Origin of the sequence: Microbacterium testaceum (assembly GCF_020781835.1) — a bacterium.
Classification (GTDB): Bacteria; Actinomycetota; Actinomycetes; order Actinomycetales; family Microbacteriaceae; genus Microbacterium; species Microbacterium testaceum_H.
In genome coordinates this window covers 316,980-327,349 of the sequence record NZ_JAJGNJ010000001.1, presented here as the reverse complement: position 1 = coordinate 327,349, position 10,370 = coordinate 316,980, and the positions used below count along the sequence as shown (strand labels likewise).

8 protein-coding genes are annotated in these 10,370 nt (G+C 72.8%); all 8 read right to left on the bottom strand.

What is annotated here, in order from left to right; all coding sequences use genetic code 11:
* Positions 1-66: 66 nt before the first annotated feature.
* Genes LL239_RS01580 through LL239_RS01545 form a run of 8 tightly spaced genes read right to left on the bottom strand, consistent with a single transcriptional unit; the run spans position 67 to position 10,276 of the window.
* Entirely contained in the window at positions 67-1,557 is a 1,491-nt protein-coding gene (locus tag LL239_RS01580) for a hypothetical protein (protein ID WP_228161682.1), read from the bottom strand.
* Positions 1,558-1,568: 11 nt separating this feature from the next.
* On the bottom strand, positions 1,569-1,931 hold the full coding sequence (locus LL239_RS01575; RefSeq protein ID WP_228161681.1) for a hypothetical protein: 363 nt from the start codon (positions 1,929-1,931) through the stop codon (positions 1,569-1,571).
* On the bottom strand, positions 1,921-6,051 hold the full coding sequence (gene eccCa / locus LL239_RS01570; RefSeq protein ID WP_228161680.1) for a type VII secretion protein EccCa: 4,131 nt from the start codon (positions 6,049-6,051) through the stop codon (positions 1,921-1,923). Before eccCa ends, LL239_RS01575 begins: the two co-directional genes overlap by 11 nt.
* A complete protein-coding gene (locus LL239_RS01565; protein WP_228161679.1) occupies positions 6,048-6,842 on the bottom strand; it encodes a hypothetical protein in 795 nt (264 codons plus the stop codon). Before LL239_RS01565 ends, eccCa begins: the two co-directional genes overlap by 4 nt.
* A complete protein-coding gene (locus LL239_RS01560; RefSeq protein WP_228161678.1) occupies positions 6,839-8,176 on the bottom strand; it encodes an EsaB/YukD family protein in 1,338 nt (445 codons plus the stop codon). Before LL239_RS01560 ends, LL239_RS01565 begins: the two co-directional genes overlap by 4 nt.
* The gene (locus LL239_RS01555) at positions 8,173-8,433 is read right to left on the bottom strand and encodes a hypothetical protein (RefSeq protein WP_228161677.1); all 261 of its coding nucleotides are present in this window, start codon (positions 8,431-8,433) and stop codon (positions 8,173-8,175) included. Before LL239_RS01555 ends, LL239_RS01560 begins: the two co-directional genes overlap by 4 nt.
* Positions 8,433-9,506, bottom strand: coding sequence for a DUF6177 family protein (locus LL239_RS01550; RefSeq protein WP_228161676.1), 1,074 nt, complete (start codon positions 9,504-9,506; stop codon positions 8,433-8,435). The genes LL239_RS01555 and LL239_RS01550 overlap by 1 nt, the downstream gene beginning before the upstream one ends.
* Positions 9,503-10,276, bottom strand: a complete 774-nt coding sequence (locus LL239_RS01545; protein WP_228161675.1) for an FHA domain-containing protein — start codon at positions 10,274-10,276, stop codon at positions 9,503-9,505. Before LL239_RS01545 ends, LL239_RS01550 begins: the two co-directional genes overlap by 4 nt.
* Between the last annotated feature and the right edge of the window lie 94 nt (positions 10,277-10,370).

Below are 10,370 nucleotides of genomic sequence, written 5' to 3'. Positions count from 1 at the left end.
CCGACTGAATGTTTCGTGCGAACCCTGAGTGGGTGTCGAGCGGCCCGGGCGGTCCGAGGCCTCAGATCAGCAGGTCGACGCGAGGGAGTAGATGAGGCTGCCGCCGTCGGTGTCGCTGATGTGGGTGATTCCGGCGGGGGAGGTCTTGGTCCAGGCGCCTTGGTTGGCGGACCGGTAGAGGTAGCCGTCGCTGCCGACGAAGAACGCATAGACGTTGGCGCCTTGGGTGCCGATTGCGACCTCGCCGGCGGTGATGCCGGCGGGGAGCGCGGGGAAGGCATTGTTGTTCGCGCTGCTGCCGACGGTGGTACCGGTGCTGTAGATGAGGCTGCCCGCGTTGGTGCTGCTGATGTGGGTGACTCCGGCGGGGGAGGTCTTGGTCCAGGCGCCTTGGTTGGCGGATCGGTAGAGGTAGCCGTCGCTGCCGACGAAGAACGCGTAGGAGTTGCTTCCCTGGCTCCCGTATGCGACTTCGCCGGCGGTGATACCGGCGGGGAGCGCGGGATAGGCGTTGTTGTTCGCGCTGTTACCGACGGTGGTGCCGGTGCTGTAAACAATGCTGCCGGCTTCGGTGCCGCTGATGTGGGTGACCCCGCCGGAGGAGGTCTTGGTCCAGGCGCCTTGGTTGGCGGACCGGTAGAGGTAGCCGTCGCTGCCGACGAAGAACGCATAGACGTTGGCGCCTTGGGTGCCGATTGCGACCTCGCCGGCGGTGATGCCGGCGGGGAGCGCGGGGAAGGCATTGTTGTTCGCGCTGCTGCCGACGGTGGTACCGGTGCTGTAGATGAGGCTGCCCGCGTTGGTGCTGCTGATGTGGGTGACTCCGGCGGGGGAGGTCTTGGTCCAGGCGCCTTGGTTGGCGGATCGGTAGAGGTAGCCGTCGCTGCCGACGAAGAACGCGTAGGAGTTGCTTCCCTGGCTTCCCCACGCGACTTCGCCGGCGGTGATCCCGGCGGGGAGCGCGGGGAAGGCGTTGTTGTTCGCGCTTAACCCGACCAGCTTGCTGGCAGCCGCTGTTGCGGTCACCGTTGCAGTGGCCTGGGTGGCGCCGGAGGAGATGGCCGTAAGTGAGCCGTCGCTGCCCTGAGAGGGCACATCGATCGCCGGCAGATTCACGCGGCCGCTGCTATCGCTGACCTGCGTGTTCGTGGTCGATCCGTCGGCGAACGTGTACCCGCCGCTCAACGTCGTGGTGACGGAGCGGCCGGCAGTGGGAGTGCCGCCGACGGTGACGGTGACGTAGGCGCCGGTGATGGTGCCGCACGCGACCCCGGTGTACGTCGACTGATTGAAGGCGAGGACGGCGTCGTTGGACGCTGCGGCGGCAACGGGCGCAACGGTGGCGACGGCGATGGCGGGGATGGTCCAGGCCGCGCCCTGCAGGATCGTGCGGCGATTCAGATCAGCGGGGGGGGGGGGGGGGTAATAGCGGAGTTCTGATCGGGTGTCGGAGACATGGCTGTGCCTTTCGGGTCGGGCCGTTGCTGAAGCGACCGAATGAAGGTCGATTCTCCGAACCGCAGCCCGACATCTCCCCTCGCGTTCAGCGAGGGGCACGCTGGTGAAGCTCAGCCCAGGTGCGCTGCGACCCCGCCCCGCGCCACAGCGGCGGCTTCCAGCAGCCGCACGCCGATGAGTCCTTCGGGCTCCCAGGTCGTGAAGCACTCGCTCGACCACCGCGCGTCCGGCGCGACCTCGACCGCGCCGTACACGCGCGAAAGCTCCGCGGGCGCAGGAGTGAGCCGGGGCCTCAGCACGGTCAGCACGACCCGGTCGAGCATGAGCACCTGAGCGGCGGCGCCGTCGTCCAGGGGCCGGATCTCCACCGGCGTCGCGGCGAGTTCGTCGGGCGTGAGCACCGCCGAGACGGCGGAGGCCAGGGCGTCGATATCGACGGGTTCGCGTGTGAACGCGACGCTGCTACGGGGCACGGTTGCCTCTCCTCCGTCGGGTCAGGGGTCGCTCCTCGGCGTCCGAAGACGCCGACGGCGCTGCGGGAACCGGTGCGGGCGCCTCAACGGCCGGCGAAGCGACCGACACCGCCGAGGGAACGACCTCGCGCGTCGTCTCATCCACGGACGCCGCGTCATCGGCATCCACCGAAGGCACCGCCTCCGCCGGAGCGCCGACCGGCGAAGCACCCTCCGCCTCACCCTCGCTCGTGGCGAAGTTCGCCACCTGCACCAGGGTCGGACGCTCGCCGCGACGGGCCAGACGACCGCGGCCGGCGATCATCGGTTCGGCGTAGAGCTTGGGCAGCAGCGCGCCCTCGGAGCGGTCGCCCGACATGATCAGCGCGGTGCCGCCGGTGTCGCGGATGCCCTGCAACGCCACGTCGAACATCGCGCGCGACGCACCCGCGACGGGGCGGCTTACCACGACGTTCAGGCGCAGGTCGCGCGCCGACGCGAGGTACGGCAGCAGCGGCCGCAGCGGCTCGGTGCCGCCGGCGGCGAGGATGTCGAAGTCGTCCGCGATCACGAGGATCCGCGGCCCCGCGTCGCGATCGTTCGCGCGCTTCTCGAGTTCGACCGCGATCGACTCGGCCAGCAGCCGCGCCTGCCGACCCGACGATGCGTGCCCGCCGAGGTAGGCATCCGGAACCTCCGCCGCCAGCTCGCCGCGCGCGTCCATCAGGGCGACGACCAGCTCCTCCGCCGAGTGCCGGTCGATCGCCCCCTGCACGATTCCGCGCAGCAGCGTCGTCTTGCCGCAGCGGCTGTCGCCGAGCACGAGCAGGTGCGGGTCGCGCGTGACGAGGTCGAGCGACACCGGCTGCATCGTGTCCTGGCGCAGGCCCAGGGGCACGGCATCCGGTTCGTCGATCGCGTCGGGCAGCTCGGCCGGCGAAAGCACCTCGGGCAGCAGGCGGATGGGCGCCGCGCCCTGGCCGCCCCAGCGGGCCGCGCTTTCACGCGCGAGCTGCTCGAGGGCCTCACCGGTGTCGCCGTCGTCGACCTCTTCGAGCAGCGGCAGCGCGATCTGCGCGAAGAGCTTCTCGTCGGTCAGCACGCGGCCGGGCTCGTCGGCGCGAAGCGTCTGCGAGAGCTTCCGCGCGATCTGCGAGTCGGCCGGGTCGTTGAGCTTGAGCTCCAGGCGCGTGCCGATGAGCCCCTGCAGGTTCATGCGCAGCTCGTTCCAGCGCGAGAGGGCGACGACGACGTGGATGCCGAAGCTGCCGCCGCGTTCGAGCAGTTGCGCGAGGGGCGCCTCGAGGTCTTCGAAGTCCTGCCGCAGCGCCCCGAGTCCGTCGACGAGCAGCACGACGTCGGCGCTCGGCAGATCGGGCAGGCGCCCGTCGGCGTGCTGGCGGCGCATGTCGGCGAGCGAGTCGAGACCGTGGTCGCGGAACACGCGCTCGCGGACGGCGAGCATGCCGGTGAGCTCCTCGAGCAGGCGCGTCAGTCGCTCGCGGTTGCCGCGCGTGGCGACACCACCGACGTGCGGGAAGGGCTCGATGCGAGCGAGACCCCCGCCCGTGAGGTCCATGCCGTAGATGCTCACCTGACGCGGCGAGTGCGTGAACGACAGGGATGCGGCGAGCGTCCGCAGGAACATTGAACGCCCCGACTGCGGCGCACCCGTGATCGAGACGTGGCCGCCCGAGCGCATGAGGTCGAGCATCCAGGGCGACTGCGTCTGCTTCGACGGATCGTCGAGCAGGCCCATCGGCGCCCGGAGCGTTCCGGCGCCGTCGGCCTGCGGCAGCACGCCGCCGAGCGTCAGTACGGGCGGGAGCGGCGGCAGCCACACCGGACGCGTACGGGCGATGCCGCGGGCGAGCCGCGAGGTCGCCGCCTGGACGAGCGTGCGGCCGGTCGTCGGCGTCTCGGGCTCGGCACTGTCGAGCTGCTCGGCCTCGGGCGTCTCATCGGGCAGGTCGTACGCGGGCAGACGCAGCACGGGCGGGGCATCGTCGTGCCGCGGACCGGACTCGACCGGGTCGGGCACCGGACCCGACACGTATCCCGCGCGGAACCGCGTGTAGACCGACGTGTCGACCTTCAGGTACCCGAAACCGGGGATCGCCGGCAGGTGGAACGCGTCGGGGGTGTCGAGCACGACGGCCGATTCTGACTCCGAGAACGTCCGCAGACCGATCCGGTACGACAGGTAGGTGTCGAGACCGCGCAGGCGTCCGCCCTCGATGCGCTGGCTCGACAGCAGCAGGTGCACGCCGATCGAGCGGCCGATGCGCCCGATGGTCAGCAGCAGCTCCACGAAGTCGGGCTCGGCGGTCAGCAACTCGCCGAACTCGTCGATCACCAGGAACAGGTGGGGGAGCGCGGGGAGCTCGGGACGTTCGCGCCGCATCTGCCGGTAGTGACCGATGGATGCCGCGTTCCCGGCATCCTTCAACAGGCGCTGCCGACGCACGACCTCGCCCTGGATGCTCGCGCGAGCGCGCTCGGTCAGCTGCGGGTCGTCGGCGAGGTTGTCGATGATGCCCGCGACGTGCGGCAGGCGGGAGAACGGCGCGAACGCCGCACCGCCCTTGTAGTCGACGAGGATCATGCTCAGGTCGTCAGGGGAGTGCGTCAGCGCCAGGCCCAGGATGAGCGTGCGCAGCAGCTCGCTCTTTCCCGAACCGGTCGCGCCGATGCAGATGCCGTGCGGGCCCATGCCCAGCTGCGCTGACTCCTTGAGATCGAGCAACACCGGGCCGCCCTGGTCGTCGACGCCGATCGGCACGCGGAGGAACTCCGCGGCGCTGCGCGTGCGCCACGCGGCCGAGGTGTCGATGGCATCCACGTCGGTGACGCCGAGCAGCTGCGTCACGTCGGGGGCGAGCGCCGTCCCGGTGTCCTGCGCCGAGGTGCGCGTCAGGCGCAGGCCCGCGAGCGGACGGGCGACGACGTCGAGCGCGGCGGGGGTGACGGGATCGATCCGGATGCCACTGACCGCCGCTTCACCCGACCCCGGGGTCTCGATCGTCGCGGTGCCGCCGTCGACGGTCACGCGGACGGCGACCGTCGTCGGTTCCTTGAGGCGGTCGTCGACGAGGTGCACGACGGTGACGCCGAGCGCGGTCAGGTCGAGGGCGGCATCCAGGCGGGGAACCGGCGACGCGGCGTGATCGGCCTCGTCGACGAAGATCACCAGACGCCCGGGCTTCGTCTTGCGGCCCGCACGGCGAGAGGCGGCAGCCGTCGCGACGCGGTCGCGCAGCTCGTCACGCAGGAGCGACAGCAGCTCGGGCAGGCTCGGGGCCATCCGGCGCGCCGTGATCGCGCCGGCGGGCGGGGTGTCTCCGGAGAGGTGGGGCAGCAGGTCGAGGCCGTCCCAGTCCTGCCGCTGTGCGGGCGCGATGGCGGCCGCGATGTGCACGTCGTCGGGGGAGTGGAACGCCGCGATCTGCGCCACCAGCGCCCGCGCGACCCGCAGAGTGTCGGGCCGCGCGCCCACGAGCGACACCTGCCCGCCGCGCTCGAGGTCGACGGTGGCCGGCATCCCCTGCGCGACGCCGGCGAGACGCACCATACGCTCGGCGGACTCGCGCATCACCGGGTCGAACGGCTGCACGGGGTTCTGCTCGGGCGGCAGGGCCACCTCGACCGCGCGCAGGTCGCCGGTGCCGATGCGGACGCGGAGGAAGTCGGCATCCCCCGGGCGCCGCTCCCACCGCCGCGCGGGGTCGGCGGCGATCTCGACGAGGGTGCCGGGCGAGGGGTGCAGCGCGAGGGCCGCGCTGCGCTGTGCGTCGGCGGTCTGCCGGACCGCCTCGCGCGTCTCCTCCAGGTAGTCGAGGTAGCGCTCGCGCTGCACGCGGCGTTGCCGCGCGGCGTTGCCGCGCTGCGTGAGCGCCATGCCGAGACCGCCGACGAGGGCGACGACCAGGATGACAGCGCCCACCACGACCATGATCGGGTTGTTGCGCAGCAGCACGATCATCGTGATCGACGACAGGCTGCCCACGATCGGCAGCAGCGACTGCAGCGGGAACCCGGTCGCGCCCTCGCCGATCGGCGGCGGCGGTGCCAGGATCACATCGGCCGCGGGCTCGACGGCCTCGCTGATGCGCGCGGGGCGATGGACGATACGGACGGTCATGCGGCCCTCCCCGTCGCGGCGACGAGCGCGGCGGCCAGACGCACCACGGCCAGCTGCGTCGCCGACCGTCGGGGGTGGCCGCCGGCGGCGAGGCCCGGATCGAACGGCACGCCCACGACGGGATGCGCCGATCCGGCCGCGAACGCCCGGGCGACACCGTCGCCCTCCCGCCTGCGGTCGACGAGCGCGAGAACGACGGACGGCGACTCGGGCAGTCCCGCGACCGCGTCGACGACCGAGCGCGCGTGCTCGGCCGGCGATCGGCTCGCGTCGCTCACGAGGCACACCACGTCGCACAGCGCGGCGCACGCGGCGAGGTCGACGAGCGGATGCCGCGCCCCGAAGTCGGTGACGGAGACGTCGAAGAAGCGGGTGATCGGCGCCGCCTCGCCGAGCCACGCCCCGACGGCGTCGTCGGTGTCGCGCGGGCGCAGCGCCACCACGCCGTCGCGCACCTCGAGGCCCGTCAGCGCCTCGGCCGTCGTGCGGGCCGCCGCGCGGGTGTCGTCGGGCGGCACCGGCTCGGCACCGAGGCGCGCGGCGAGTCCGGGCGTTCCGGCGGAGACGTCCACCGCGAGCACCGGTTCGCTGCGGCGCGCGGCGACCGCGCGGACGACCTGGTGCGCGACGGTGCTCGTCCCCGCACCCGGCGACAGCGCCATGACGCCGACGCGGCGCGTCGTCGACAGACCACCGCGGATCGCGGAATCCCACGAGGTGAGTTCGACACGCGCGTTCGCGCCGCTGCCGAACACCGCGGTCGACAGGGCCCGCACGTCCAGCACGGTCACGATCCGCCGCCGAACATGCCGAGCAGCTCCGCGTAGATCCCGAGCGCGCCCACCAGGAGGGGGATCAGCGACACCACGGCGAGCGTCTCGACGATGTTGCCGAGCCCGCGCAGACGCGCCCGCACGTGCGGACGCGGACGCGCCAGCACCATCGTCGCGATGAGCGCGGCCACGACGACGGCCACCCCCGCCCCGATCCAGCCGAGGCCGCCCACCAGCAGCACCGTCAGCGCGGCGGCGCAGATCACGCCCGCCGCAGCCCACAGCAGCCAGCCCTGCCATCGCAGGGGGAACGCGCGGGTGCGCAGCGCCGCGACGAGGAAGAACGCGAGGGCGAGCAGCTCGGTCCAGATCGTGCCCGACAGCGCGAGCACGACCCCCGTGACGGCGAGGATGGATGCCACGGCCGCCACGCTCCACGTCAGGGCGACGTACGCCTCGTCGATCGCGGCGAAGGCGCGGGGACGGGCGGGCGGTGCCCCGTCGGCCGCGCGCTGGTCGAGGTCGGTCAGCCCTGCCGCGGAGAGGGCGATCCAGGGCAGCGGGCCGGTGGCGAACGCAGCGACGACGCCCGCGATGGCCGAGGCCGCGATGGCATCCACCCCCGCCAGCAGAAGGCCCAGGAGCAGCGACGCGAGAACGGCGCCCAATGCCCCGCCGGACGCGGCACCGCGGCGGCGGTGCGCGATCCCGACGCCGAGCAGGGCGACGGTCGACGCCGTGGCGATGGTTGCGGCGACACCCGCGAGCAGAGCCGGGGGACCGGATGCCAGCGCGCCCGCGGTCGCACTGCCCACCGGCACGGCGAGACCGGCCGCGGCCGCCGACACGCACGTCGACAGCCGACGGAGTCCGCCGAGCCCCAGACCCGTCGCGATCGCCGCGAGGAGCACGGCGACCCCGAGCAGCGCGAAGGCCGCGAGCGTCGGTGATGACCAGGGCGACAGCCACCCGGCGATCGCGAAGGCCGCGGCGATACCCGTGCCCCCCGCGATCATGCGCGCGCGGTCGTCCCACCGGTCGGGGCGGGCGTCGTGCGCGTCCGCCGCGGCATCCGTGACATCGATCACGACGGGCGGCGGGGGCGCGGCATCCAGCCGGACCAGGCGCACGAGAGTGCCGTCGGCGAGGTCGAGCTGCTGCGGAGTGAGGGCGATGTCGATCTGCTCGCCGTCGGGCGCGATGACGGCGAGCGGACGCGCCACCGTGCCGGCCGTCTCGCCGAGGAGGTCGAGGAGGCGCGGGATCGCGGCGCCCACGGGTTCGCCGCTCGGCACGACGACCTCGGCGCGGCGTTCGGATCCCGCGACGGTCAGACGGGTGTAGATGCTCACGGGGTCACGGCTCCGGTGGGGGTCTGAACGGTTGCGTTGGCCTGTTCGGCACGCTCGGTCAGCAGTTGCGAGACGAACGAGACGCCGACGCACGCGGCGCATGCGATCGCGGCCACGATGATCGAGCCCATCAGGCGCTTCATGTGGTCGTTGACGGTGCGGCGTTCGCCGATGTGCCCGTACACGAGCGCCGATCCCAGGCGCATGCGCTGGATCTTCGCTTGCTCGATGAGAACGGTGTCCCGCTGATCGGGCATCAGCGCACTCCTTCCGAGACGCGCAGCTGCGCGCGCACGTGCGGGGCGAGGTTCAGGAGCTCGCCGAGGCGTTCGGGGTCGAGGGTCGCCAGCACATCGTTCAGGCGCCCCCACCCCCCGCCGTCGACCGAGCCGAGAGGCAGCAGAACACCGGGAAGTCTCGGGCTGCCGACCGTGGTGCCGCCCACCTCGTCGATCCAGCGCTTCGCGTCGATGCCCAGCGCGCGGATACCGACCGGTCCGATGAGAAGCGCGAGCGGTTCGGGCTGAGGGGATGCCGTGGCCCGGCGCGCCAGGTCGGGCGCGCCGATCGCGGCGAACGAGATGCCGATGAGGGGGAGTCCCACCGTCGCCGCGCGCGCGAGGAGTTCGCGAGCCTCCGCGGTCGCGGTGGCGCCGGATTCGCGGCCGACCCCCGGCACCGCGGCCCACACGCGCGTCGTCTCCTCCAGGCCCTCGCTCGTGCGGCCGACCTGCACGGTTGCCAGCGCGGCCCGGTCGCCTGCGCCGACCGCGACCCAGTGACTGTCGAGCGGGATCCGCCGTCGCGACCGCTCGGTGAGGTCGTCGCGGTCCCAGGGCGCGAGCAGCGGTTCGACCGCGCCGAACGCCGCCGGCTCGGCCCCGGAGAACAGGGCGACCGCGGCCTCGGCAACGCCCCCGAGCCGCACGGGACGCGTGACCCGGTGCCGTGTCGAGACCGTCGCCACGACCTGCAGAGTGGATGCCACCTGCGCGCGGACGTAGAGCGGATGCACGTTCTCAGCGGTCGGCGCCTCGGCGGTGAGCGCGTCCGCGGGAGCGTCGAGACGGATGCCAGTGCGCGCGTCGTAGAACCCGTCGTTCCGCGTGCGCACGACCCACTGCCCCTGCACCGCCGACAGCACCTGCGCGAGCGGCTGCGTCATGCGGGAGAACTCGCTCGACACGATGATCGGCCGCAGCCCTTGGCTCGCGGTCTTGTGCAGGAAGTCGCTCATCGCCGTCGTCAGGGCGACGATCGGCGCGCGCGTCTCGGTGCCCGCCCAGCCGGGGCCGGCGGCATCCAGGAGGGGGTGTGCGACGGTGCTCATGCGGCATCCCGAACGGTCAGGGTGCGGTCACCGATCTCGAGGACGACATCGGTGGGCACAGGTGTGCGCTGGTGGGGGAGAAGCGGAGTCGAGGCGCCGGCGCCGCGGACGAAGGTGCCGTTCGTGGAGCCGAGGTCGGTGACCCACATCTGCCGCCCGTCCCATTCGAGCCGCACGTGCGACTTCGACAGCGTGCGCGACATGTCGGCCCAGCGGTACACCTCTGCCGGGGCGTCGGGCGGTGCCGACGGGTCGCGCCCCAGCACGAGCGCGGTGTCGAGCGTGAGTCGCTCGCCGGAGTCGAGCAGCAGCGTCGGCACCAGGCCGCGACGGGCGCGGCTCGGCCCGGCGGTCGGGGCGGCGTCGGGAAACTGGAACGCCGCGATCGCCGGGGCGAAGGGATCTCGACCCTTCCGGAGATCGAACATCCCGAGCTTGCCGGTGACCAGTGCTCCGAGCGCCGATGAGCCCGCGGCCGCACCGGTCGTGCGGCGCACGATCCGTGCGTCGACGGTGGCGGCGCCGAGCGTGCGGCCGGAGCGTCCGAGGAGCCACACGGCCACGGCGAGCAGCGCGAGCGCCGCGACCACGAGGAACCAGCCCGCAGCAGGCGGGCCGGCGACGATGACGATGATCCCGGCCGCGAGCAGCGCCACGGGCATGACGATGTCGAGCGCCACGGCTCCGACGATCTGCCCCGCGCGGGCGCGCTCGGTGAAGACCAGCGGATCGACGTCGGCCAGGCGCAACGGATCGTGCGTGCTCGTCATCGGGCCCCCTCCCTCGACCTTCCACCCTAGGCGGGACGCGATGGCGCCGCCCGTTCGGGCCCTCCCTTGCGTGAATAACCCGCGGGACGGCAGA